The organism is Arthrobacter roseus (assembly GCF_016907875.1).
GTDB lineage: Bacteria > Actinomycetota > Actinomycetes > Actinomycetales > Micrococcaceae > Arthrobacter_J > Arthrobacter_J roseus.
Map to the genome: position 1 here is coordinate 1,487,742 of NZ_JAFBCU010000001.1, position 25,358 is coordinate 1,513,099.

Below are 25,358 nucleotides of genomic sequence, written 5' to 3' on the forward strand. Positions count from 1 at the left end.
TATGCGTATCCCACTTTCTTGGCTGCGAGAGCACGCTCAAGTTCCTACAGATGCAACGGCAGAAGACGTTATGGCGGAACTGGTTCGAGTGGGGCTCGAGGAAGAAGACGTTCATCGGCCCCTTGACGAGCTCACGGGCCCCATCGTAGTCGGCCAAGTACTTTCGGCCGAGAAGGAACCACAGTCGAACGGTAAAACCATAAATTGGTGTCAGGTTCGGGTGGTTCCTGAAGGCCAGACCCAAACATTGATCGGGGATGGGATCGATCCGTCGGGGGTCCAGGGCATCGTGTGTGGGGCTCATAATTTCGAGCCCGGGGACAAAGTGGTTGTTACACTGCCTGGCTCTGTCTTGCCCGGAGATTTTCGGATTTCTCCCCGCAAGACCTACGGTCATGTTTCGGCAGGCATGATTGCCTCAGTCCGCGAGCTCGGTATTGGCGAGGATCATGAGGGCATTCTCGTGCTGTCCACACTTGGGCTGGATCCCGAGCTCGGGTCCGACGCACTGGAGGTCCTGGCCCTTCACGATGAAGCGGCCGAGATCAACGTGACGCCAGACCGCGGGTATTGTTTCTCCATTCGCGGTGTTGCTCGCGAGTACGCCCATGCCACCGGTACTGCGTTTACGGACCCGGTCGCGGCAATCGGTAGTCCCGTTGCCAGCGGTGCAGGCTACCCGGTGACGTTGGATGAGACTGCGCCGATCCGCGGCAACGTGGGCTGTGATCGTTTTGTCGCGAGGGTCGTCAGGGGCATGGATCCTTCCCGCCCAACTCCACCGTGGATGTCATCGCGCCTGCGTCTAGCTGGTATGCGGTCAGTGTCATTGCCGGTGGATGTGTCCAATTACGTCATGCTTGAGCTGGGCCAGCCCACGCACTGCTATGACCTCGATAAGCTTGAGGGCACGATTGTCGTTCGTCGCGCTCATCCGGGTGAGACGTTGACAACTCTGGATGAGAAAGTCCGCTCTCTGCATGAGGAGGACTTGCTCATCGCAGACGGCTCGGGCCCCTTGGGCATTGCTGGTGTCATGGGCGGTGCTGCCACCGAGGTGTCCGGTTCTACCCGTGATGTACTCGTGGAGTCCGCGCATTTTGATCCCATTGGAATCGCCCGCGCGCGCCGCCGTCACAAGTTGCCGTCTGAAGCGTCCAAGCGTTTTGAGCGCGGCGTGGATTGGCAGATCGCAGACGTGGCGGCCCAACGTGTGGTGGAGCTACTCACGCAGCTTGGCGGAGGAACTGTCGATGACGGGGTGACGGATGTCGGTATGGAGCCCGGTCAGGTCGTCATAGATCTGCCGCCAGACTTCGCCACGCAACTGGTTGGTAGGGTTTTCGCTGCCCATGAGGTTCGGGACGCATTGGAGGACCTCGGTGCAGTGGTGGTGGAGCATGACGGCGGCTTCCGAGTGACGCCTCCAAGTTGGCGAATGGACCTGCGCATCAAAGAGGATCTCGTCGAAGAAATCGCACGGTTGTCTGGTTATGAAACCATCCCTTCGACGCTGCCTACGGCGCCACCCGGTCGTGGTTTGACGCGCGTTCAGCAGCAGCGCCGCCGCCTCTTGCAGGCACTAGCCGATTCTGGTCTGACTGAGGTGCTTTCCTATCCGTTTGTGACTAAACAGGACAACGACGTGTTTGGGGTCGCTACGCTGGGGGCGGAGCGTCGAGCCGTCAGACTGGCTAATCCGCTCAGTGACGAGCAGGGGTTCCTGCGCACATCGATCCTGCCGGGGCTGCTGGATGTGGCACGGCGTAATCACGCCCGCGGTTTTCGTGATCTTGCTCTGTACGAGGCTGGCCAAGTGGTGCTTCCGGAGGGTGAGCTGGGTTCTGCCGTCCTGCCTGCATCGGGTAGGTTACCGGCCGACGACGTTCTGGATGCCTTGCTGGACGGTGTCCCGAATCAGCCATTGCACATCGCAGCGGTGATGGCCGGATACGACTCGGCCGCTGGTTTTGACCACGCGCCGCGAATGCAGGACTGGAGCGATGCCCTTGATGTGGCGCGGCTTGTCGGAGATGTTCTGGGAGTGGAGCTGGTGATTAGCCAAGGTACGCATCAAGCATTTCACCCCGGACGAACGGCGGCCCTTTCGCTGAGGTCTGGTGAGTTCGTGGGTTATGCGGGAGAGCTTCATCCAAAGTTACTGGCCAAGCGGGGGCTTCCGGAGCGGATGGCTGCCATGGAGCTCAACGTTGACGTGTTGGTTGATGCTGCCGCAGATGTTGTGGTGGCCAGGACTATTTCCACGTATCCGGTGGCCACCCAGGACGTTGCCCTCGTGGTGCCGGCGGATGTGCCAGCCGAGGCTGTGCGTGAGACGCTGCGCGAGGGTGCGGGTGAGTTACTCGAGGACGTCCGACTCTTTGATGTCTATGCGGGTTCAGCGATAGGTGAAGGCAGAAAGTCGTTGGCTTTCGGGCTACGGTTTCGTGCGTTTGATCGAACTTTGACGGCGGACGAGGCCAGCGAAGCAAGATCTGCTGCGGTCGAATTGGCGGTGGAACGGTTCGGAGCGGTTCAGCGATAGCGCGTGACCTCCTTGAGCTAGAGCTGAATACTTATTCGAACTAGCGAATAAAAAGGCGTTAGAGTGTCACTATGACATATTCCGTAGCAGTGTCGGGGGCAAGTGGATATGCGGGTGGCGAAGTCCTCCGTCTGCTGTCCGCCCATCCTCATGTGTCCATCGGAGCGGTGACGGCCCACAGCAACGCCGGAACAACGCTCGGTACCCTCCAGCCGCATCTGCACCGGCTGCGCGACCGTCAGGTTGAAAAGACTACGGTCGCCAATCTCCGCGGCCACGATGTCGTGTTTCTTGCTCTACCTCACGGAGCGAGTGCAGAGATCGTTGCCGGACTGGATAGTGACACAGTAGTCATCGACGCAGGGGCGGACTTCCGTCTGCGCGACGCACGAGTGTGGCAGGAGTTCTATGGCTCGCCGCATGCTGGCACGTGGCCCTACGGATTACCTGAGTTGCCCGGTTTCAGAGACCTACTCAAGAATGAACGGCGCATAGCAGTTCCAGGGTGTTTCCCAACGGGTGCGCTTCTGGCATTGGCACCAGGTTTTGCTGCTGGCCTTTTAGAACCGGACGACGTCGTCGTGGTCTCGGCTTCGGGGACCTCCGGTGCGGGCAGGGCTGCAAAGCAGCACCTTCTGGGGGCTGAAACTATGGGTGGGATGACTCCTTATGGTGTGGGTGGTGGGCACCGGCACACTCCAGAGATTGAGCAGGGTCTTTCTGCCGTCGCTGGCGAACCAGTCACACTGTCGTTCACGCCGACGCTGGCGCCCATGGCCCGCGGTATCCTGACGACAGCTACTGCGCGGGTTAAGCCGGGAGTCACGGCAGAACGGCTGCGCCGGACGTGGTCTGAAACCTACGGAACTGAGGAATTTGTGACAGTCCTGCCAGAGGGTCAGTGGCCGGGCACCAAATCTGTCCTTGGATCAAATCACGTGGCGCTCCAGCTCGCTTTTGACGCGCATACGGGCCGAGTGGTGGTCTGCGCGGTGGTGGACAACCTGACCAAGGGTACAGCCGGCGGTGCCGTGCAGTGTATGAATCTTGTTCTTGGGTTGCCGGAGTCAACGGGGTTACTGCACGCTGGGGTTGCGCCATGAGTGCCGTATCGTCGGATCGGCCTGTGGGAGTCTGCGCGCCGCACGGCTTTGTTGCAACTGGTGTTTCGGCGGGGCTCAAATCCAGCGGCGGACGTGACGTGGCTCTTGTTGTCAACGACGGCCCGCTACAGGCATGTGCGGCGGTGTTCACGTCCAACAGGATCGTGGCCGCTCCTGTCGTCTGGTCCAGGGAAGTCGCCCGTGCAGGCACGGCACATGCCGTGGTTCTCAATTCCGGTGGGGCTAATGCGTGCACGGGTGCGCAGGGATTCCGGGACGCTCAGTTAACAGCAGAGACTATTGCATCTTTACTCGGGGTCTCAGCCACCGATGTTCTGGTGTGCTCCACGGGCCTTATCGGCGAACCGTTGCCGATGCACAAACTCCTGCCGGGCGTAACTGCGGCTTCCAGACTGCTTGGGTCTGAAGGTGGTGCTGATGCAGCAGCTGCCATCATGACAACGGACACGGTGGCAAAACAGACTTTTGTCTCCGGCGTCGGATACACCATTGGGGGGATGGCAAAGGGCGCGGGAATGCTCGCGCCCGGACTGGCCACCATGCTCGTTGTCCTCACCACGGACGCAGCCCTCGGACATGTGGAACTCGATACGGCCCTTCGCGAGGCGACACGGGTGACGTTTGACCGGACGGATTCAGACGGCTGCATGTCAACGAACGACACCGTCGTCTTGCTGGCATCCGGTGCGGCGACGACAACCCCGAATGTTGCGGAGTTTACTCGTGGGCTCACTGAGGTCTGCGCAGATCTGGCGTCGCAGCTGATCCGCGACGCGGAGGGCGCTGCACACAACATCGCCATTACAACGAGAAACGCTGCCTCTGAGCACGATGCCGAAGTGGTCGGGCGGGCAGTGGCCAGATCCAGCCTCTTCAAGACGGCAATTTTTGGAAATGATCCCAACTGGGGACGGATTCTCTCGGCTGTCGGGACCACGGATGCAGCATTTGATCCCGGTGCCATTAATGTCACGATCAATGGCGTACAGATTTGCCGCAACAGCGGTATTGGCGAATCCCGTTCCAGTGTCGATCTCGGAGCGCGTGATGTGGCGGTCGAGATTGATCTCCAGGCCGGCGCCGAGTCGGCAACCATCTGGACCAACGACCTCACGCATGATTACGTGCAGGAAAATTCGGCCTACTCAAGCTGACAGGAAGGATGCCGCCGTGGATACTTCCATGCTCGCAGCGCAGGACAAAGCGGCAACACTGATCGAGGCGTTACCGTGGATTCAGCGATTTGCCGGGACCACCATGGTCATCAAATACGGTGGCAATGCGATGGTCAGCGATTCATTGCGCCGCGCTTTTGCGCAGGACATTGTCTTTCTCCATCACGTGGGGATCCGACCAGTGGTGGTCCATGGTGGCGGACCCCAGATCAGTGCCATGTTGAACCGCCTCGGTATTGAGTCTGAGTTTCGCGGTGGGCTTCGTGTCACAACGCCGGAGATCATGGATGTTGTCCGCATGGTGCTCACCGGCCAGGTCGGCAGGAGCCTTATCGGTATGATCAACGCTCACGGCGCTTACGCCGTCGGCCTCTCCGGCGAGGACGGCCGTCTTCTGGAAGCGGTTCGGTCAAAGACTGCCATTGACGGAGTTGAAGTGGACCTCGGTCTGGTGGGGGACGTGGTCCAGGTCAACCCTGCTGCGATTCACGATTTGCTGGACGCGGGACGGATCCCGGTTATCTCGTCCATCGCTCCGGAGACTAGGGATGACGGCGACGCGACCGGAGAGGTTCTCAATGTCAATGCCGACGCCGCGGCGGCCGCGTTGGCCGAATCGCTTGGAGCTTCAAAGCTGGTCATCCTCACTGATGTGGAGGGTCTCTATGCTCGGTGGCCCGAGCGTAGTTCGCTCATCTCATCACTGTCCACAACAGAACTTCGCGGACTGCTGCCTAGGCTTGAGTCCGGCATGATTCCGAAAATGACGGCGTGTCTGCGAGCCGTTGAGGGAGGTGTCCCTCGGGCGCATATTGTCGACGGAAGGCTGGCGCATTCCATGTTGCTGGAGACTTTCACGGAATCGGGTATTGGGACTCAGGTTGTCCCGGAGGGGGAGCAGTGACTGAGGAGCTCGGCCCGCGCTACGCGCGATCGCTCATGGGTGTGTTCGGGACACCCCAACGGGTTCTGGTGCGGGGGGAGGGCTGCTTCGTCTGGGACACCCACGGAGAAAAGTATCTAGACCTCCTGGGCGGTATCGCCGTGAACTCGTTGGGGCATGCTCATCCTGCACTGACGTCGGCTGTCACGCGGCAGATGCAGACCCTTGGCCACGTGTCGAACTTCTTTGCTACCGAGCCACAGATACGTTTGGCAGAAAAACTTCTGGAGATTGCCAAAGCGCCGAACGGTTCCAAGGTGTTCTTTGCCAACTCTGGGACGGAAGCCAATGAGGCCGCCTTTAAACTGGCACGACGGAATCAGACAGCCCAGCGACACCGCATCATTGCCATGGACGGTGCCTTCCACGGTAGGAGCATGGGGGCTCTTGCTCTTACCGCCAAAAGTGCGTATAGGGAACCCTTCGAACCGTTGCCAGCAGGGGTGGAGCATATTCCGTTCGGAGATGCCGAGGCACTGGAAAGCTGCGTAGATGACACTGTCGCCGCCGTCGTCCTTGAACCCATTCAGGGAGAGGCTGGCGTCAGGCTTGTGCCAGAGGGATATCTTGCGCTCGTCCGGAGGTTGACACAGAGGTCTGGTGCCCTGCTAATCGTTGATGAGGTGCAGACAGGAATGGGCCGCACCGGGCAGTGGCTCGCGTCGGCGGACATTATGCCTGATGCCATCACGCTGGCAAAGGGCCTTGGAGGTGGCTTTCCAATTGGCGCTTTGATCACGTTTGGCGACGTTGTGTCCGGACTCCTGACAGCTGGGCAGCATGGGACAACTTTCGGAGGAAATCCGGTGGCGGCGGCGGCTGCGCTCGCGACCATCGAAACGATCGAAGATCTTGAATTGCTCGCGCACGCCCATGCCGTGGGCGAATGGCTGCGGCTCAGTCTGGCCGCAATTCCGGGTGTGAGGGAAGTCCGTGGGCGCGGGCTACTCATTGGTTTTGATCTGGAGTGGGCATCCGCACCACGGTTGGTTTCTCAAGCCCTGGAAGAAGGCTTCATTATCAACAGCACAGGACCGCACACGGTTCGGCTCGCACCACCACTTATTATCAAACAGGCGCAATTGGCAGATTTCTTGACCGCTCTGCCTCGCCTCCTGACTGACGTGAAGGACCCCACACCATGACACGGCATTTTCTCGTCGATACTGACCTCGCCGCCCATGAGCAGGCGGAAGTACTTGACCTTGCGGCGGAGCTGAAGGTACAGCCGTTCTCCCAATTGGCGTTGGCGGGGGAACCAGGCGGCGCGCAGACTGTGGCCGTCATTTTTGACAAGACCTCCACTCGGACACGAGTGTCTTTTTCATCTGGAATCGCCCAACTCGGCGGGAACCCTCTCATCATCAATCCCGGGGAATCTCAAATTGGGCACAAAGAATCGGTTGCGGATTCCGCTCGAGTCCTGGCACGTATGGTCTCGGCTATCGTCTGGCGCACCTTCGGCCAAGAGGGGCTGGAGGAGATGGCTAATCATTCAGTGGTGCCGGTCATCAACGCGCTCTCCGACGATTACCACCCGTGTCAGCTTCTGGCAGATCTCCTCACCATCCGCGAGCACAAGGGCGATCTTCAGGGGCTCACCCTTGCTTACGTTGGAGATGCAGCCAACAATATGGCCAACTCTTACCTGCTCGCATGTGCCACCGCCGGGATGCACGTGCGAGTAGCCGGTCCGGACGGCTACCTTCCGGCCGCCAGCGTTGTTTCAGCCGCTACGACGAGGGCAGATGAGACTGGGGGTTCGGTAGTTGTCACAACGGATGCGGCGGAAGCGCTCAGGGGAGCCGACGTCGTCGCGACGGACACCTGGGTCTCCATGGGGCAGGAGGATGAAACGGCGGAGCGCAGGACACTCTTCGCCGGCTATTCTCTGGATGCGGAGGCGATGAGCCTTGCGGACCCCGGGGCGATTGTTCTGCACTGTCTGCCTGCCTACCGCGGGTATGAAGTCTCTGCCGATGTGATCGATGGCCCGCAGTCAGTCGTCTGGGATGAGGCGGAGAATCGTCTTCACGTGCAGAAGGCCCTTCTCGTGTGGTTACTGAACCATGCAAGAGCTAGCACTCAGGCGGGGATTTTACGATGACGGCACCGGCTACCAAGACAGCACGACAGGCACAGATCAGTGCCATCCTTTCGTCTGAATCGGTGCATTCGCAGGCGGATTTGGCGGCGCGTCTTGCGGACGACGGCGTTCAGGTCACGCAGGCGACCCTCTCGCGCGATCTGGTGGAGCTGCGTGCGCTCCGGGTGCGCAGCGAAGACGGGTCGCTGGTCTATGCCGTTCCAGCCGAGGGGGGTGAGCGGTCGTTGCAGAGCAGCCTGTCACGGGAAGTTCTGGACACACGGTTGACCCGGTTGTGTTCTGAGCTGCTTGTGACTGCAGAGGCATCAGCGAATATTGTCGTTCTGAGGACTCCTCCGGGTGCCGCTAATTTTCTCGCGTTGGCGATCGATCATTCGGTTATGCCGTCTCTACTGGGGACTCTGGCTGGTGACGACACCGTGATGTTGATCTGCCGTGATCCGCACGGAGGGCAGTCGATGGCCGAGCGGTTTCTCTCGATGGCAGGGAGTCGAGACCGCACTTGGAGTGAATAGATACTCACAATCATGTATTGTAATTCATAAGGGTTTATCGTCGTGAATTAACGCACATCTAGGAGTACGTCGTGAAAGAACGCATTGTTCTCGCCTATTCGGGCGGGCTGGACACCTCAGTGGCCATCGGCTGGATCGCCGAAGCCACGAAGGCTGAGGTCATCGCAGTCGCCGTCGACGTCGGACAGGGCGGTGAATCGCTGGAAACCATCCGCCAACGGGCGCTGGACTGCGGCGCTGTTGAGGCCTACGTGGCAGATGCCCGGGAAGAATTCGCAACGGAATACTGCATGCCGGCGCTGAAAGCGAATGGTCTCTACATGGATGCGTATCCGCTGGTGTCCGCGATTTCGCGTCCGGTGATTGTCAAGCACCTCGTGGCCGCAGCGCGTCAGTTCGGGGCCACGACCGTGTCTCATGGCTGCACCGGCAAGGGTAATGACCAGGTCCGGTTCGAGGTGGGTATCCAGACTCTGGGCCCCGACCTCAAATGCATTGCTCCGGTCCGCGACTTGGCACTGACCCGGGACAAGGCAATCGATTTTGCGGAGAAGAACAACCTACCGATCGAAACCACCAAGAAGAACCCATTCTCCATTGACCAGAACGTGTGGGGCCGCGCAGTGGAAACCGGATTCCTGGAAGACATCTGGAACGCACCCACCAAGGATGTGTACAACTACACCGACGATCCCACCTTTCCCCCTGTCGCGGACGAAGTGATTATCACGTTCCGCAAGGGCGTCCCGGTTGCACTCGATGGCGTTGGATATTCGCCCCTGCAGATCATTCAAGAAATGAACCGCAGGGCAGGCGCTCAGGGGATCGGCCGGATAGACATTGTGGAGGACAGGCTCGTCGGTATCAAGAGCCGCGAAATCTACGAGGCGCCGGGCGCGATGGCACTGATCGCTGCGCACAAGGAACTTGAGAACGTCACCATCGAACGTGAGCAGGCCCGGTTCAAAATGACGGTTGGCCAACGGTGGACCGAACTCGTGTATGACGGCCAGTGGTTCTCACCATTGAAGCGTTCCCTCGATGCGTTCATCGAAGACACTCAGGAGCACGTCAACGGTGACATCCGTCTCGAGATGCACGGCGGCCGCGCCACGGTGACCGGTAGGCGTTCGGAAACTGCACTCTACGATTTCGATTTAGCCACGTACGACACCGGCGACAGCTTCGATCAGTCCATGGCACGCGGATTCATCGAGATCTTCGGCCTGTCCTCCAAGGTAGCTTCCGGGCGGGACCAGCGGGCTGCACAGTGAGTGAGGCGCAGGGAACGAACGCCGGTGCACTGTGGGGCGGACGATTTGCGGGAGGTCCCGCGAACGCGCTCAAAGCATTGAGTAAGTCCACCGACTTCGACTGGCGATTGGCGAAGTATGACATTGCGGGATCGCGGGCCCATGCTCGAGTCCTCCACACAGCCGGACTGCTGAGCGCCGATGAACTCGACGGCATGCTCGACGCCCTCGACGCGCTCGACGACGACGTCACTTCCGGCGCCTACACCGCGGCAGAATCCGACGAGGACGTGCACGGTTCGCTGGAACGCGGTCTCATTGAGCGGGCAGGCGCACAGCTCGGCGGCAAGCTGAGAGCCGGCCGTTCACGCAATGATCAGATTGCCACGCTGGGACGAATGTTCCTCCGGGACCACTCGCGCATTGTTGCCGGGGGAGTTCTGGGGACCATCGATGCGCTCGTGGAACAGGCCAGGACACATCTCGGCGCAGCCATGCCTGGCCGTACCCATCTTCAGCATGCGCAGCCGGTCCTGCTGAGCCATCACTTATTGGCCCATGCGTGGGCGCTGCTCCGCGACGTTCAGCGCTTGCAGGACTGGGACCGCAGAGCTGCCGTTTCACCTTACGGATCGGGGGCGCTAGCAGGCTCTTCGCTTGGGCTGGATCCTGTGGCAGTCGCCACGGAGCTGGGCTTCACATCCGCAGTGCACAACTCGATTGACGGTACTGCGTCACGGGACGTTTATGCGGAGTATCTGTGGGTTGCTTCCATGATCGGGGTGGACCTGTCCCGGATCAGCGAAGAAGTCATCCTGTGGGCCACGAAGGAATTCTCGTTCGTCACCTTGGACGATTCGTATTCGACAGGATCCTCCATCATGCCGCAGAAGAAAAACCCGGATGTGGCAGAGCTCGCCCGCGGAAAGGCAGGGCGACTCATCGGTAACCTCACCGGACTTCTGGCGACGCTGAAGGGGCTGCCACTTGCCTATAACCGCGATCTGCAGGAGGACAAGGAACCAGTCTTCGACGCAACGGACACGCTGGAGCTGCTGCTACCGGCCGTATCCGGAATGATCGCCACGTTGAGGTTCAACACAGATCGAATGGCTGAACTCGCGCCTCAGGGCTTTGCGCTGGCAACGGACATTGCGGAGTGGCTGGTCCGTCAGGGCGTTCCCTTCCGCGAAGCTCACGAACTCTCCGGGGCTGCGGTGCGGCTGGCTGAGAGTCGCAGCGAGGAACTATGGGACCTGAGCGATGACGACTACGCTGGCATCTCGCCACACCTGACTCCGGGTGTCCGGGACGTTTTGACCGTCAAGGGTTCGTTGGACAGTCGCTCTTCACAGGGAGGCACCGCAGCAGCTGCGGTAGAACGGCAGCTGGAGGCGCTTGCAGAGCAACTCCGCGAGGTCAGGCCGTTCACCCACGACTAGTGGTATCTCAACCGGATGTCCTTGCTGCTCAATACTCTGGCAACACGCAATTTAGAAAGCTCGTGTCCATGACTAACGTGGAAAAAATTCTGGCGGGGGCTGGACCGGACGTTGCCCCGATGCTGCTGGGAAGCGTCCTCAGCCGCACCAGTGAGGGCCGTGAGGTATCCATCCGGATCACCGAAGTCGAGGCTTATTTTGGTTCGAGGGATCCGGGATCGCATGCGTTCAAGGGCAGAACCACCCGTAACGCGGTGATGTTCGGTCCAGCAGGAAGACTCTACGTCTATTTCACCTACGGGATACATCACTGTACGAACATCGTTTGTGGCCCCAATGGAACCGCAACCGCGGTGTTACTGCGTGGTGGTGAGGTACTCACCGGACTTGAGACGGCACGTGAACGACGACGGCACCCGGTTCAAGAGCGAACATTGGCGCGCGGCCCTGCTAACTTCGCCCAAGCGCTGGGGCTGGACTTGTCCCATAATGGGCTAGCCGTTAGTGGGCCGGAAGTGGTCCTGAGTTTGCCGGAGGTTCCGGTGCCGTCGTCGTCAATCAGCACAGGACCGAGGGTGGGGGTCAACGGTGAGGGCGGTTCGACGGAGTACCCCTGGCGCTTCTGGATCACGGGCGAGCCGACGGTCTCTGCCTACCGCGCCGCGTCCTCACGGAACCGGAGCAAGCAATGACGCACGAGCCCAGTAGAGTGGACGGGTGAATCAGACCATCGGATCAATCAGGAATACCGAGTCCGTCGAAGAGATCGTTAGCCGGCTCTGTGTCAGCGTGGCGGATTACCCCAAGCCTGGCATCGAGTTCCGGGACCTCACCCCGGTCTTTGCTGATGGGCCTGCTCTGCGGGCTGTTGTCGATGCATTGATCACACCCTTTGAAGGGCAGTTCGACGCCATCGCGGGCGTTGAAGCCCGTGGGTTTCTGCTGGCATCCGCGGCCGCCTACGCCAGTGAGTGCGGCTTGATCACCGTGCGGAAGCCCGGAAAGCTCCCGAGGCGTGTTTTCTCCGAGCCCTACGAACTTGAGTATGGCAGCGCCGCACTTGAGATCCATCGTGATGATCTCCGTCCTGGAACGAGGGTGCTTATCCTGGACGACGTGTTAGCCACGGGGGGAACACTCGCCGCAGCATCCCGCCTTTTTGAACGGGCGGATGTGCATGTTGCTGGCTTTGGTGTCGTCCTTGAACTCGGGGAGCTGAGAGGGCGAGCAGCACTGGCCGGGCGCCGCGTCCGTTCGCTGGTGCGCGGATAGCGGTAAAGCACCTTTCCCGGAGTATCATTGACGGTCCGCCTTTGCGAGAGGGGACGGTCCGCCTTTGCGAGAGGGATTGCCACATGCAGGAAACATATTCAGCCCGCGTCGAGCTTGCGCAGGAGCGCGAGTACGTCGATGGGCTCTACGCTCGTCTGGATGAATTGCGGGATGAAAAGCACTCCCAACTGGCCCAGATTCGCCGCTCTTCGTCGTCGGGTTCTCACCAGAACCGGTCTGAGCGCGATGCCTTCGCCACGATGTATGAGGACCGTTTGGCGCAGCTCAATGCGGTGGATGACCGGTTGGTGTTTGGGCGGCTTGACCTGGACGACGGCGAGAAGCGATACATCGGGCGCATCGGGCTGTCTACTGAAAGTCTGCAACGGCTCATGGTGGACTGGCGCGCACCGGAGGCAGGTACGTTTTATCAGGCCACGGCTTTCGAGCGTCAGGGTGTCTGGCGCCGTCGTCATCTGATCCTCAAGGGACGGAACGTTCGTGCCATCGAAGATGACATTCTCGATGCGGCAAGGCTCGACGACGAGTCCTCGTTGCAGGGTGAAGGCGCGCTGCTCGCGGCGCTGGACGCAAGACGGACCGGGCGGATGTCGGACATTGTCGGAACTATTCAGTCCGAACAGGACCGTATCATTCGTGCTCCCCTGCCCGGTGTACTCGTCGTTCAGGGCGGGCCGGGAACGGGAAAGACCGCCGTCGCACTCCATCGCGCAGCGTATTTGCTCTACACCTATCGCGACCGTCTGAAGTCCGCCGGGGTGCTGCTGGTTGGGCCATCAGATGCCTTCATGCAGTACATCGAACGTGTGCTGCCTTCGCTGGGCGAGACCGGAGTCGTGATGTCTAGCGTCGGTCATCTGTATCCGGGAATTAGCGCAGTCAATGAACCAAACGATGCGACCGCCGAAATCAAGGGCCGGGCGTCCATGGCTGGCGTCGTGGCGGCTGCGGTGGCCAATCGGCAGCGCATTCCTGCTGAACCAAAGCGCTTGAACGTTGAAGGAACAATTCTGACGTTGACGCCGAAACAGGTGCGCAGGGCCAGAGACAAGGCCCGTGCAACCGGAAAACCGCATAATGAGGCACGCACTACATTTGTCAAGATTCTCCTGCGCGATCTCACTGAGGCGTTGACCGAGCAACTGGAGGAGTCTTCCGGTGCCGGCAACAACGCGGACAGGTCGTACCTGGCCGAAGATGTTCGTTCCTCGCGGGATGTACGGGTGGCGCTGAACCTGGCGTGGATGCCGCTGACTCCGCAGAAGCTCATCGACGAGCTGCTCTCAAAGGCAGCACTCCTAGCCGCTGCAGCCCCGACGCTCAGCCCGGAAGAGGTTCAGCTGCTGCTTCGTCCGCCCGGTTCGTCATGGACCGAGCCGGACATTCCGTTACTGGACGAGGCAGCCGAGCTGCTGGGGGAGCTGGACCCAACCGGTGGGCGAGATAAGGCGGCAGAGGAGCAGGAACGCAAGCGCAATGTTACTAACGCGGTCCAGGCCATTGAGAACATGGGACAGTCCATGGCTGATTCCGGCGTCGACGGCATGCTCTCGGCTGAAGCATTGGCCGAACACAACGCAGTGGCGGAGTCGAGGTTCTCGTCTGCGGAGCGGGCTTCGCAGGACAGGGCGTGGGCTTTTGGTCATGTTGTTGTCGATGAGGCCCAGGAACTATCACCTATGCAGTGGCGCATGCTAATGCGCAGGTGCCCGATGAAATCATTCACGATCGTCGGAGATATTGCACAGACGTCTTCGGCCGCCGGCGCCCGATCGTGGCAGCAAGCGCTGGAACCGTTCGTGGGTGAAAGGTGGCGTCAGGAGGAACTGACGGTCAATTACCGGACTCCGATGCAAATCGCTGAGGCTGCCGTTCGGATGGCAAACGCCGCCGGATTGGTTGTCTCCGCGCCGAAAGCTGTCCGTGACGGCAAATGGGATACGTTCGTGGACGAGGTTTCCGAAGGTGAGGTCGTGTCCCGGCTCTTGCAGACGTTGCCAGAAGATCTTGCTGCCATCGAGGGCGGGCTTGTGGCCGTCGTCGGGCAGGAGCATTTCCAAGGGCCGGTTCTGGCCGCGCTCCGGGACGCGTACGGAGCGCGGGCTGGCACGGGCGCTGGCGGCTACGAACAAGACATCATCGTCACGACACCGGCGAATGCAAAGGGCCTGGAGTTCGATGCTGTCGTGGTTCTGGAGCCCGCTGAATTGCTTTCCGGTGGCGGAGGGCTCGTTGGTGATCTGTACGTGGCCATGACGCGCCCAACTCAGCGGCTGCGGTTGATCGGCGCGAAGGGGATACCTGCAGGGATCCGCACCTGACACATAACTGATTCTTCGGCCCTGTCCAGTCAAATGCGCTAATTTGGTAGACGTGCTGCAAACTACTGAGGATCAATCGCAAAAACCCGCCGCCAGTTCGTTGCTCGAGGGCCAGTCGAACGACGCTACGTTCGAAAATGTTTGGCAGGAGTTGAAATGGCGTGGACTCGTTCACGTCTCCACGGATGAGGCACAGCTTGAGCAGATGCTGTCCGGCGCACCGATTACCTACTATTGCGGCTTTGATCCGACTGCCCCAAGTCTTCACTTGGGAAACTTGGTGCAGCTGCTGACCATGCGTCGACTGCAGTTGGCTGGTCACCATCCATTGGGGCTGGTAGGTGGTTCAACAGGCATGGTGGGGGATCCGCGCCCAACCGCCGAGCGCTCTATGAATCCCAAGGAAACGGTTGCAGAATGGGTGGGCTACCTCCAAGGGCAGGTAGCTCGGTTCCTGTCATTCGATGGCGAGAACGCCGCCCGCATGGTCAACAATCTGGACTGGACCGCACCCATGAGCGCTATCGACTTCTTGCGGGACATTGGAAAACATTTCCGGGTCGGGACCATGATCAAGAAGGACAATGTTGCCTCCAGACTGAGTTCGGACGAAGGTATCAGCTACACGGAATTCAGCTACCAGATTCTTCAGGGCATGGATTATCTGGAACTTTATCGGCAGTACGGCTGCCTCCTTCAGACAGGCGGATCTGATCAGTGGGGAAATCTCACCAGCGGTACTGAGCTGATTCGCAAAGTTGAGGGCAAACAGGTTCAGGCTTTCGGTACACCGCTTATTACCAACTCTGACGGTACAAAGTTCGGCAAGAGCGAGGGCAACGCTATCTGGCTGGATGCGAACATGTGTTCGCCGTTCACCATGTACCAGTTCTGGTTGAACTCAGCCGACGCCGACGTCATCAGTTTGCTGAAAGTGTTCACCTTCAAAACACGTGACGAGATTGACGCCCTGGCGAGAGCGGTTGAGGAGCGACCACATGCCCGTGAGGCGCAGCGTGTACTTGCGTTCTACGTCACCTCTTTGGTCCATGGGGAAGAGGCAACTCAAAAAGTCATTGATGCCTCGGCAGCGTTGTTTGGAAAAGCAGACCTAGATCTCCTGGACGAAGCGACACTGGTAGCGGCTACTTCCGAAATTTCACGGGTCGCTATCGGAGGCAAGGACTTGTCAGTTCTCAATCTGCTCGTGGTTTCCCAACTCACTGCCAGCCTGTCCGCTGCCCGTCGTACCGTGGGCGAGGGTGGCGCGTATGTGAACAATGTTAAAATCACTGACCCACATGCTGTGATCGACCGTACAGATCTGCTCCACGGGCGATACTTGCTCCTGCGTCGAGGGAAACGCACCCTTGCGGTGGTCGAGGTCGAGTCCTAGAAACGATAAGAAACGTCGGCAACTCGGGGAATTTGCCACCGAGTTCCGGCGATTTCTCATTTCCTCGCTGATACTCGGAGGCACATCCATGCGTGCTGATGCAGACGATTTGCCCCCATCGAACCGGACGTGTATTGTCTTCTAAGTCGCCGCAGCCACGCAGTGAAAACCGCAAAGCAGAGACGGAGACCAACCCCAAAACCTTCACAGTACATCCGTTGGACGACGTGCGTCCTGGAGGAATTACTGTGATGGGCCATGGGGAATTCATGGTAGTTCTAGAAATACCGCGAGAAAAGCGGATTTGACAGAGCGAATATGAATAGAATAAGTTTAGATAAGTCGCTACGGAGAATAAAGAATTCAGATTGTTGAATTCCTGTAGTATTCGGAAGTGCCTGTTGTTTGAGAACTCAATAGTGTGCCAAGTTTGTTGATACCAATTATTTATTGGTTGATTTGGTTGTGGTGCCACACCCCGTGTGGTGGCTATGACTTTTTTAGCTGAGGTTGAATTTAGTGCAATGCTGTTACCCGTTTTCCCGGGTGGTGGTGTTGTGTCTGTAGTAATCATTTACGGAGAGTTTGATCCTGGCTCAGGACGAACGCTGGCGGCGTGCTTAACACATGCAAGTCGAACGATGATGCCTAGCTTGCTGGGTGGATTAGTGGCGAACGGGTGAGTAACACGTGAGTAACCTGCCCTTAACTCTGGGATAAGCCTGGGAAACTGGGTCTAATACTGGATATGACTTTTCACCGCATGGTGGATTGTGGAAAGAATTTTGGTTTTGGATGGACTCGCGGCCTATCAGCTTGTTGGTGAGGTAATAGCTCACCAAGGCGACGACGGGTAGCCGGCCTGAGAGGGTGACCGGCCACACTGGGACTGAGACACGGCCCAGACTCCTACGGGAGGCAGCAGTGGGGAATATTGCACAATGGGCGAAAGCCTGATGCAGCGACGCCGCGTGAGGGATGAATGCCTTCGGGTTGTAAACCTCTTTCAGCAGGGAAGAAGCGAAAGTGACGGTACCTGCAGAAGAAGCGCCGGCTAACTACGTGCCAGCAGCCGCGGTAATACGTAGGGCGCAAGCGTTGTCCGGAATTATTGGGCGTAAAGAGCTCGTAGGCGGTTTGTCGCGTCTGCTGTGAAAGCCCGGGGCTCAACCCCGGGTCTGCAGTGGGTACGGGCAGACTAGAGTGATGTAGGGGAGACTGGAATTCCTGGTGTAGCGGTGAAATGCGCAGATATCAGGAGGAACACCGATGGCGAAGGCAGGTCTCTGGGCATTAACTGACGCTGAGGAGCGAAAGCATGGGGAGCGAACAGGATTAGATACCCTGGTAGTCCATGCCGTAAACGTTGGGCACTAGGTGTGGGGGACATTCCACGTTTTCCGCGCCGTAGCTAACGCATTAAGTGCCCCGCCTGGGGAGTACGGCCGCAAGGCTAAAACTCAAAGGAATTGACGGGGGCCCGCACAAGCGGCGGAGCATGCGGATTAATTCGATGCAACGCGAAGAACCTTACCAAGGCTTGACATGGACTGGAAACACCTGGAGACAGGTGCCCCGCTTGCGGCCGGTTCACAGGTGGTGCATGGTTGTCGTCAGCTCGTGTCGTGAGATGTTGGGTTAAGTCCCGCAACGAGCGCAACCCTCGTTCTATGTTGCCAGCACGTGATGGTGGGGACTCATAGGAGACTGCCGGGGTCAACTCGGAGGAAGGTGGGGACGACGTCAAATCATCATGCCCCTTATGTCTTGGGCTTCACGCATGCTACAATGGCCGGTACAAAGGGTTGCGATACTGTGAGGTGGAGCTAATCCCAAAAAGCCGGTCTCAGTTCGGATTGGGGTCTGCAACTCGACCCCATGAAGTCGGAGTCGCTAGTAATCGCAGATCAGCAACGCTGCGGTGAATACGTTCCCGGGCCTTGTACACACCGCCCGTCAAGTCACGAAAGTTGGTAACACCCGAAGCCGGTGGCCTAACCCCTTGTGGGAGGGAGCCGTCGAAGGTGGGACTGGCGATTGGGACTAAGTCGTAACAAGGTAGCCGTACCGGAAGGTGCGGCTGGATCACCTCCTTTCTAAGGAGCATTTGCAATACATCGCATCGCCAACTGGTGGTGGTCAGGTGGTTGTGAGGTTACTCATTGCAGGGACGTTTGTTTCCTGGTGGGTGCTCAAGGGTGGAATATCAACAGATAGTCGCGTCGTAGTGTTCGGGTTGTGGTGAGTACGGGCTTCCTTTGAGGGAGTTGTGGAAAGCTGTGGATTCGTTCGGTGGGGCGTATGCGTTTGGCACGCTATTGGGTTTTGAGGCAACAGGTTCATTGGTTGGTGGTTTCGCATCTTTTGGGTGTGGGGTTCATTGGTTGGTGGGTGTTGTTTCTGTTTGTTCCTGTCCTTGACTGGTAGGCATGTCTGTGTGATGTGTTTGTTGGTGGGGTTTGGGGTTGTTGTTTGAGAACTACATAGTGGACGCGAGCATCTTGTAAAAGAAGCAATTTCTAAGAAGAACCTGGTTTTGTCATGTCCTTTGGGGCATGGTTGATTTGGTTCTCTCGAGTAGCTGTTTTGATCTTAGTGGTCAAGTTTATAAGGGCACACGGTGGATGCCTTGGCATCAGGAGCCGAAGAAGGACGTAGGAATCTGCGATAAGCCTGGGGGAGTCGATAACCGGACTTTGATCCCAGGATGTCCGAATGGGGAAACCCCGCCCGGCCAGCGATGGACCGGGTGACCCGCATCTGAACACATAGGGTGCGTGGAGGGAACGCGGGGAAGTGAAACATCTCAGTACCCGCAGGAAGAGAAAACAATAGTGATTCCGTTAGTAGTGGCGAGCGAACGCGGAACAGGCTAAACCAGTGGTGTGTGATAGCCGGCGGGCGTTGCATCACTGGGGTTGTGGGACTTTCCATACCAGTTCTGCCGGATTGGTGAAGTGAGTGCAGGCGTAGAGGTGAATGGGTTGGAATGCCCGACCATAGACGGTGAGAGTCCGGTAATCGTAATGCGTGCTGCCGCTTGGAGAGTATCCCAAGTAGCACGGGGCCCGAGAAATCCCGTGCGAATCTGCCAGGACCACCTGGTAAGCCTAAATACTACCTGATGACCGATAGCGGACCAGTACCGTGAGGGAAAGGTGAAAAGTACCCCGGGAGGGGAGTGAAATAGTACCTGAAACCGTGTGCCTACAAACCGTCAGAGCGGGCTAGTTCCTGTGATGGCGTGCCTTTTGAAGAATGAGCCTGCGAGTTAGTGTTACGTCGCGAGGTTAACCCGTGTGGGGAAGCCGTAGCGAAAGCGAGTCTGAATAGGGCGAGTTTAGTGGCGTGATCTAGACCCGAAGCGAAGTGATCTACCCATGGCCAGGTTGAAGCGCGTGTAAGAGCGCGTGGAGGACCGAACCCACTTCAGTTGAAAATGGAGGGGATGAGCTGTGGGTAGGGGTGAAAGGCCAATCAAACTTCGTGATAGCTGGTTCTCCCCGAAATGCATTTAGGTGCAGCGTTGCGTGTTTCTTACCGGAGGTAGAGCTACTGGATGACTGATGGGCCCTACAAGGTTACTGACGTCAGCCAAACTCCGAATGCCGGTAAGTGAGAGCGCAGCAGTGAGACTGTGGGGGATAAGCTTCATAGTCGAGAGGGAAACAGCCCAGACCACCAACTAAGGCCCCTAAGCGTGTGCTAAGTGGGAAAGGATGTGGAGTTGCGAAGACAACCAGGAGGTTGGCTTAGAAGCAGCCATCCTTGAAAGAGTGCGTAATAGCTCACTGGTCAAGTGATTCCGCGCCGACAATGTAGCGGGGCTCAAGTACACCGCCGAAGTTGTGGCATTCAAATATTAGCCAAGCCTTCGTGGTTCAGGCGTTTGGATGGGTAGGGGAGCGTCGTGTGGGCGGTGAAGCTGCGGTGGAAACCAGTGGTGGAGCCTACACGAGTGAGAATGCAGGCATGAGTAGCGAAAGACGGGTGAGAAACCCGTCCGCCGAATGATCAAGGGTTCCAGGGTCAAGCTAATCTGCCCTGGGTAAGTCGGGACCTAAGGCGAGGCCGACAGGCGTAGTCGATGGACAACGGGTTGATATTCCCGTACCGGCGAAAAACCGTCCATACTAAACTGGTGATACTAACCATCCAATCTATGTGCCAGTGCCCTTCGGGGCCCGTGTATGTAGGGAGCGTGGGACCTGATCCGGGGAGGTAAGCGTATTAACAGGTGTGACGCAGGAAGGTAGCCAGGCCGGGCGATGGTAGTCCCGGTCTAAGGATGTAGGGTCGCGGATAGGTAAATCCGTCCGCGTGTGTTCAATCACGCTCCTGAGATCTGACGGGACCCCCGTAGGGGGGAATCTGGTGATCCTATGCTGCCAAGAAAAGCATCGACGTGAGGTTTTAGCCGCCCGTACCCCAAACCGACACAGGTGATCAGGTAGAGAATACTAAGGCGATCGAGAGAATTATGGTTAAGGAACTCGGCAAAATGCCCCCGTAACTTCGGGAGAAGGGGGGCCCCAACTGTGAAGGTAACTTGCTTACCGGAGCGGATCGGGGCCGCAGAGACCAGGGGGAAGCGACTGTTTACTAAAAACACAGGTCCGTGCGAAGTCGCAAGACGATGTATACGGACTGACTCCTGCCCGGTGCTGGAAGGTTAAGAGGACCGGTTAGCTCACTTGTGAGCGAAGCTGGGAATTCAAGCCCCAGTAAACGGCGGTGGTAACTATAACCATCCTAAGGTAGCGAAATTCCTTGTCGGGTAAGTTCCGACCTGCACGAATGGAGTAACGACTTCCCCGCTGTCTCAACCATAAGCTCGGCGAAATTGCAGTACGAGTAAAGATGCTCGTTACGCGCAGCAGGACGGAAAGACCCCGAGACCTTTACTATAGTTTGGTATTGGTGTTCGGTGTGGCTTGTGTAGGATAGGTGGGAGACGTTGAAACCCGGACGCTAGTTCGGGTGGAGTCATCGTTGAAATACCACTCTGGTCACTCTGGACATCTAACTTCGGCCCGTAATCCGGGTCAGGGACAGTGCCTGATGGGTAGTTTAACTGGGGCGGTTGCCTCCTAAAGAGTAACGGAGGCGCCCAAAGGTTCCCTCAGCCTGGTTGGCAATCAGGTATCGAGTGTAAGTGCACAAGGGAGCTTGACTGTGAGAGCGACAGCTCGAGCAGGGACGAAAGTCGGGACTAGTGATCCGGCGGCACATTGTGGAATGGCCGTCGCTCAACGGATAAAAGGTACCTCGGGGATAACAGGCTGATCTTGCCCAAGAGTTCATATCGACGGCATGGTTTGGCACCTCGATGTCGGCTCGTCGCATCCTGGGGCTGGAGTAGGTCCCAAGGGTTGGGCTGTTCGCCCATTAAAGCGGCACGCGAGCTGGGTTTAGAACGTCGTGAGACAGTTCGGTCCCTATCCGCTGCGCGCGTAGGAAATTTGAGAAGGGCTGTCCTTAGTACGAGAGGACCGGGACGGACGAACCTCTGGTGTGTCAGTTGTACTGCCAAGTGCACCGCTGATTAGCTACGTTCGGGAAGGATAACCGCTGAAAGCATCTAAGCGGGAAGCCTGCTTCGAGATGAGATTTCCATACACCTTGTGTGTGAGAGGCTCCCAGCTAGACCACTGGGTTGATAGGCCGGATGTGGAAGCAGGGACTAAAGACCTGTGAAGCTGACCGGTACTAATAAGCCGATAACTTACACCACACCATCACCTTTAACAGGTGATGGCTAGATCAAAGTGCTACGCGTCCACCATGTGGTTCCCAACCAACAAACCAGGGAACACTTACAACAACATAAAACGAAGTTGTAACCATATACTTCCACCCACCACACCTCCTGAGACGATCGGGACGGTATGGTTTGAGGGTTAGGAAAAAGAGTTACGGCGGTCATAGCGCGGGGGAAACGCCCGGTCCCATTCCGAACCCGGAAGCTAAGACCCGCAGCGCCGATGGTACTGCACCCGGGAGGGTGTGGGAGAGTAGGTCACCGCCGGACACATACTAAGGCTCAGGCCCCACACCACTCGGTGCGGGGCCTGACCCACTTAACACCCCAACGCGCCACGCTGGACTAGACTTGAACGGGCTTGCCAACATAACCGTTCGGCCCAAGAATTTTCCATATCAATAGTGTCGATCCGGAACCCGCACATTAGTAGGGATCAGGACGAGAGGATGCAGCTGCCATGCCAGAGAACAACGACCGCCAACGTGGTCAGGGGCGCGATGTCGGTAAGCGGGAGTATGGCACCGGGAAGCGAGACGACGCTGGAAAACCGAAGCGTTCGTTCTCGTCTCGGGACGGGGGCGGTCCAAGCAAAGGCTCAGACGACAGGGCACCCAGACGCCAGGAGGACCGTTCGTCCAGGCCTAGACGCGACGATCGGGCTCCAACCGGCCGTCAGTACTCGGAGCGGCCGTCAGACGGTGATCGTGATCGGTCCGAGAGGGTCCACAATCCAGCCGACCTGCGCAGTGCCAATCGCGCCGACAGGGAACGGTCTCCGGAAATCGATGATGATGTAACCGGGGACGAGCTCGACCGGGCAACGCTACGCCAAGTGCAAACGTTGGAGACGCGCAATGCCGAATGGGTATCCAAGCACCTTGTCATGGCAGGTCGGCTGCTGGACGATGAACCTGAGATGGCTTTTGAACATGCGCTGGCTGCGAGTCGCCGTGGCGGCCGGCTCGCAGCTGTTCGTGAAGCAGTCGGCCTCACTGCCTATGCTGCCGGGAACTATTCAGAGGCGCTCCGCGAACTTCGAACGTTTCGGCGCATCAGCGGGTCCAACATTCATCTTCCATTGATGGCTGACTGTGAGCGTGGAATGGACCGTCCGGACCGCGCTCTGGAGATGGCGCGTTCGGAAGAAGCTACCACTCTTGATGCTTCGGGCCAGGTGGAAATGGCGATCGTCGTCTCCGGTGCCAGGCGAGACATCTCTCAGCCCGAGGCGGCTCTTGCCGCTTTGGAAATTCCTCAACTAGACCGGAACCGTGCCTTTTCGTATAGCCCGCGTCTCTTCCGTGCATATTCCGATGTTCTTGCTGAGCTCGGTCGGACAACGGAGGCTCGAGATTGGGAGCGCCGGGCAGCGATGGCTGAGGACGCATTGGGTATTGGAGCTGGTGCGGAGCCCGAAATCCTGGATTTGGCCGGTGATGAGGATACGTCGCGAAGCCCCAGACGGTAAGTATTATGCGTAGTGATGAGCTAATTTCAGGCTTCGATGCAGTCCTGTCCGATCTCGACGGTGTGGTGTACGTCGGTCATGAGCCAGTGCCCGGAGCCGTGGAAACCCTGAAATCACTGTCGGATCGCGGTGTTGCTCTGGCGTATGTAACCAATAATGCATCCCGTTCCCCGGATCAGGTGGCACAACATCTTCAGGATCTCGGTGTTCCGGCTACCGCGCTCCAAGTGTTCGGCTCAGCGCCTGAGGGCGCTCAGCTCCTGGCGCGAAAGCTGCCACCTGGTGCGAGCGTACTCGTGATTGGCAGCCAGTATCTTAAAGAACAGGCCGTCGAGGTCGGTCTGACACCAGTTGACTCTGCTGATGACAAGCCGGTAGGTGTGCTCCAGGGATTCGACTCAACGTTGGCGTGGACTGATCTGTCGGAGGCAGCGTACGCCGTTGCCAGCGGTGCAGTTTGGGTGGCTACGAATACAGACATGAGTCTTCCGGGGAGTCGGGGGACTGCTCCCGGAAATGGAACGTTGGTTGCTGCGGTCAGCTCCGCTACCGGTAAGTACCCAGAGGTGGCCGGCAAGCCGGAGGCGGGGTTGTTCACAACGGCGGCCTGCACATTGGGCTCCCATCGGCCACTCGTCGTCGGAGACCGGTTGGATACTGACATCAGGGGTGGTAACCGCGCAGGTATGACCACAGCTCTTGTGATGACAGGGGTCAACAGTTGGATGGACGCCCTCGGCGCACCAGCTTCGGACCGACCAGATCTCCTACTTCACGGTCTTTGTGGCCTATATGACAGCTACCTTCCGGTTGAAGAGTCGAATGGTGTCTATAGGTGCGGAAAGTCCCGCGCGCAATCGGATCAACGAACGCTGTACGTAGACGGTGACCAGCAGAACATAGAATACTGGCGTGCTGCTTGTGCGAGTTGGTGGGCGTCCCGGCCCCTTGCGGAGTCGTTGGAGCTTCCGGAACTGGTGAACAACGGTCCTGACATTGGTCAGGGAGGCAGGCCGACGTGACGGAGCCCGTTGAATCCATGAATCAGGGTCTTGCAGAGAGATTGAAGGCCGTGGAAGCGATGGCTTCTCACGCTCAGCTTCTCGCGTTCGAGGAGATTCTCAGCGAGCTGCGTGCTGAACTGGATCAGAAAGCGCAAGGCTAGAGATGCCTCGCCTCGATCAGGAACTAGTGCAGCGGGGTATGGCCCGTTCACGGTCACAGGCAGCGGCGCTCGTCGCGGATGGCCGGGTGCTGCGCAACGGCGTTGCAGCATTGAAAGCGGCGCTCAAAGTGTCCCCACATGACCAACTGTGTTTGGTCGAGGATGGCCGCGAGGAATTTGTCAGCCGTGCTGGCAGGAAGCTGGCTGATGCACTCAGTGCGTTTAGTGACGTTCTGCCAGCGGGGCTGAAGTGCCTCGACGCAGGAGCATCCACGGGTGGGTTTACCGATGTTCTATTGCGCAGGGGAGCGGCGTCTGTGGCCGCCGTCGACGTCGGCCATGGTCAGTTGGTTCGCTCCATCAGGAACAATCCACGCGTGGCGGTCCATGAGGGTATCAACGTCAGATATCTTGATGTCGACGCTGTTGGTGGTCCGTTCGACCTTACTGTGGCGGACCTGTCATTTATTTCGCTGACCGTCGTGATGGAAGCCCTTTGCGGAGCAACGTCGTGTGGCGGCTCGCTCTTGCTGATGATAAAACCCCAGTTCGAGGTCGGTCGGCAGCGCCTGCCGCACACCGGCGTTGTCGTCAATGAAACGGATCGACAGCAAGCTGTTACGGAGGTCCTCGCCTCGTCGTTGTGCAACGGTGGCGTGCCTGCAGGGCTCGTCCGAAACCCGATCGCTGGACGGGACGGCAATGTAGAGTTTTTCCTGTGGTTGAGGATGCCGATGTTGGTGCAGGCACATACCATCGATGATGTGGAAGCCTTGGAACGCGCAACGCGCTTCGTCAGCGAGAGCATGGCCTTCGGTATTGAAGGGCAGGAACGCAACTGATACGG

At 58.5% G+C, this 25,358-nt stretch carries 17 protein-coding genes and 3 rRNA genes; all 20 read left to right on the forward strand.

Annotated features, from left to right (window positions below; all coding sequences use genetic code 11):
- Position 1 precedes the first annotated feature (1 nt).
- The gene (gene pheT, locus JOE65_RS07390; RefSeq protein WP_205162607.1) at positions 2-2,545 is read left to right on the forward strand and encodes a phenylalanine--tRNA ligase subunit beta; all 2,544 of its coding nucleotides are present in this window, start codon (positions 2-4) and stop codon (positions 2,543-2,545) included.
- A 71-nt stretch (positions 2,546-2,616) separates the two neighbouring features.
- Positions 2,617-3,648, forward strand: coding sequence for an N-acetyl-gamma-glutamyl-phosphate reductase (argC, locus tag JOE65_RS07395; protein ID WP_205162608.1), 1,032 nt, complete (start codon positions 2,617-2,619; stop codon positions 3,646-3,648).
- A 23-nt stretch (positions 3,649-3,671) separates the two neighbouring features.
- Positions 3,672-4,823: a bifunctional glutamate N-acetyltransferase/amino-acid acetyltransferase ArgJ gene (argJ, locus tag JOE65_RS07400; RefSeq protein ID WP_205164076.1), complete on the forward strand. Its 1,152-nt coding sequence runs from the start codon at positions 3,672-3,674 to the stop codon at positions 4,821-4,823.
- A 28-nt stretch (positions 4,824-4,851) separates the two neighbouring features.
- Positions 4,852-5,748, forward strand: a complete 897-nt coding sequence (gene argB, locus JOE65_RS07405; RefSeq protein WP_239536971.1) for an acetylglutamate kinase — start codon at positions 4,852-4,854, stop codon at positions 5,746-5,748.
- Between the two features lie 35 nt (positions 5,749-5,783).
- Positions 5,784-6,932, forward strand: coding sequence for an acetylornithine transaminase (locus tag JOE65_RS07410; RefSeq protein ID WP_205164077.1), 1,149 nt, complete (start codon positions 5,784-5,786; stop codon positions 6,930-6,932).
- Positions 6,929-7,894, forward strand: coding sequence for an ornithine carbamoyltransferase (gene argF, locus JOE65_RS07415; RefSeq protein ID WP_205162610.1), 966 nt, complete (start codon positions 6,929-6,931; stop codon positions 7,892-7,894). The genes JOE65_RS07410 and argF overlap by 4 nt, the downstream gene beginning before the upstream one ends.
- Complete coding sequence (locus JOE65_RS07420; RefSeq protein ID WP_205162611.1) at positions 7,891-8,409, forward strand: arginine repressor; 519 nt, start codon at positions 7,891-7,893, stop codon at positions 8,407-8,409. Before argF ends, JOE65_RS07420 begins: the two co-directional genes overlap by 4 nt.
- Positions 8,410-8,480: 71 nt before the next feature.
- Complete coding sequence (locus tag JOE65_RS07425) at positions 8,481-9,683, forward strand: argininosuccinate synthase (RefSeq protein ID WP_205162612.1); 1,203 nt, start codon at positions 8,481-8,483, stop codon at positions 9,681-9,683.
- Positions 9,680-11,104: an argininosuccinate lyase gene (gene argH, locus JOE65_RS07430; protein ID WP_205162613.1), complete on the forward strand. Its 1,425-nt coding sequence runs from the start codon at positions 9,680-9,682 to the stop codon at positions 11,102-11,104. The genes JOE65_RS07425 and argH overlap by 4 nt, the downstream gene beginning before the upstream one ends.
- A 68-nt stretch (positions 11,105-11,172) precedes the next feature.
- The gene (locus JOE65_RS07435) at positions 11,173-11,796 is read left to right on the forward strand and encodes a DNA-3-methyladenine glycosylase (RefSeq protein ID WP_205162614.1); all 624 of its coding nucleotides are present in this window, start codon (positions 11,173-11,175) and stop codon (positions 11,794-11,796) included.
- A 25-nt stretch (positions 11,797-11,821) separates the two neighbouring features.
- A complete protein-coding gene (locus JOE65_RS07440) occupies positions 11,822-12,376 on the forward strand; it encodes an adenine phosphoribosyltransferase (RefSeq protein WP_205162615.1) in 555 nt (184 codons plus the stop codon).
- An 83-nt stretch (positions 12,377-12,459) separates the two neighbouring features.
- Complete coding sequence (locus JOE65_RS07445; protein ID WP_205162616.1) at positions 12,460-14,718, forward strand: HelD family protein; 2,259 nt, start codon at positions 12,460-12,462, stop codon at positions 14,716-14,718.
- Between the two features lie 52 nt (positions 14,719-14,770).
- Positions 14,771-16,114, forward strand: a complete 1,344-nt coding sequence (tyrS, locus tag JOE65_RS07450; RefSeq protein WP_420827494.1) for a tyrosine--tRNA ligase — start codon at positions 14,771-14,773, stop codon at positions 16,112-16,114.
- A 573-nt stretch (positions 16,115-16,687) separates the two neighbouring features.
- Positions 16,688-18,210 (forward strand): 16S ribosomal RNA (locus tag JOE65_RS07455).
- A gap of 501 nt (positions 18,211-18,711) precedes the next feature.
- Positions 18,712-21,848 (forward strand): 23S ribosomal RNA (locus tag JOE65_RS07460).
- 180 nt (positions 21,849-22,028) lie between these two features.
- A 5S ribosomal RNA gene (gene rrf, locus JOE65_RS07465) occupies positions 22,029-22,145 on the forward strand.
- The 16S, 23S and 5S rRNA genes sit together here, the layout of an rRNA operon.
- Before the next feature lie 190 nt (positions 22,146-22,335).
- Positions 22,336-23,346, forward strand: coding sequence for a tetratricopeptide repeat protein (locus JOE65_RS15135; protein ID WP_239536651.1), 1,011 nt, complete (start codon positions 22,336-22,338; stop codon positions 23,344-23,346).
- A 5-nt stretch (positions 23,347-23,351) separates the two neighbouring features.
- A complete protein-coding gene (locus tag JOE65_RS07475; RefSeq protein ID WP_205162617.1) occupies positions 23,352-24,368 on the forward strand; it encodes an HAD-IIA family hydrolase in 1,017 nt (338 codons plus the stop codon).
- Positions 24,365-24,511, forward strand: a complete 147-nt coding sequence (locus tag JOE65_RS07480; RefSeq protein ID WP_205162618.1) for a hypothetical protein — start codon at positions 24,365-24,367, stop codon at positions 24,509-24,511. The genes JOE65_RS07475 and JOE65_RS07480 overlap by 4 nt, the downstream gene beginning before the upstream one ends.
- A 2-nt stretch (positions 24,512-24,513) precedes the next feature.
- Positions 24,514-25,353, forward strand: a complete 840-nt coding sequence (locus tag JOE65_RS07485) for a TlyA family RNA methyltransferase (protein ID WP_205162619.1) — start codon at positions 24,514-24,516, stop codon at positions 25,351-25,353.
- The last annotated feature ends 5 nt before the right edge of the window (positions 25,354-25,358 follow it).

Bases quoted from the DNA above. Each gene is read 5' to 3' on its own strand.
- pheT (WP_205162607.1), top strand. From the start codon at position 2: ATGCGTATCCCACTTTCTTGGCTGCGAGAGCACGCTCAAGTTCCTACA.
- argC (WP_205162608.1), top strand. From the start codon at position 2,617: ATGACATATTCCGTAGCAGTGTCGGGGGCAAGTGGATATGCGGGTGGC.
- argB (WP_239536971.1), top strand. From the start codon at position 4,852: ATGCTCGCAGCGCAGGACAAAGCGGCAACACTGATCGAGGCGTTACCG.
- JOE65_RS07410 (WP_205164077.1), top strand. From the start codon at position 5,784: ATGGGTGTGTTCGGGACACCCCAACGGGTTCTGGTGCGGGGGGAGGGC.
- argF (WP_205162610.1), top strand. From the start codon at position 6,929: ATGACACGGCATTTTCTCGTCGATACTGACCTCGCCGCCCATGAGCAG.
- JOE65_RS07420 (WP_205162611.1), top strand. From the start codon at position 7,891: ATGACGGCACCGGCTACCAAGACAGCACGACAGGCACAGATCAGTGCC.
- JOE65_RS07435 (WP_205162614.1), top strand. From the start codon at position 11,173: ATGACTAACGTGGAAAAAATTCTGGCGGGGGCTGGACCGGACGTTGCC.
- JOE65_RS07445 (WP_205162616.1), top strand. From the start codon at position 12,460: ATGCAGGAAACATATTCAGCCCGCGTCGAGCTTGCGCAGGAGCGCGAG.
- JOE65_RS15135 (WP_239536651.1), top strand. From the start codon at position 22,336: ATGCCAGAGAACAACGACCGCCAACGTGGTCAGGGGCGCGATGTCGGT.
- JOE65_RS07475 (WP_205162617.1), top strand. From the start codon at position 23,352: ATGCGTAGTGATGAGCTAATTTCAGGCTTCGATGCAGTCCTGTCCGAT.
- JOE65_RS07485 (WP_205162619.1), top strand. From the start codon at position 24,514: ATGCCTCGCCTCGATCAGGAACTAGTGCAGCGGGGTATGGCCCGTTCA.